Genomic DNA, 243 nt, shown 5'->3' on the forward strand with positions numbered 1-243 from the left:
AGCGCCCAAGTCGTTACGCCATTCGTGCGGGTCAGAATTTACCTGACAAGGAATTTCGCTACCTTAGGACCGTTATAGTTACGGCCGCCGTTTACTGGGGCTTCGGTTCATAGCTTCGGGTCACCCCTAACCACTCCCCTTAACCTTCCAGCACCGGGCAGGCGTCAGCCCGTATACTTCGCCTTACGGCTTCGCACAGACCTGTGTTTTTGCTAAACAGTCGCTTGGGCCTTTTCACTGCGG

Annotated in this window: 1 rRNA gene; it reads right to left on the reverse strand. The window is 55.1% G+C overall.

Features of this window, described 5'->3' with window-relative positions:
• Positions 1 to 243: ribosomal RNA gene (locus HPT30_RS31245) — 23S ribosomal RNA — on the reverse strand; the annotation flags it as partial.

The sequence above is a fragment of the Paenibacillus agri genome (assembly GCF_013359945.1).
Taxonomy (GTDB): domain Bacteria; phylum Bacillota; class Bacilli; order Paenibacillales; family Paenibacillaceae; genus Paenibacillus_AQ; species Paenibacillus_AQ agri.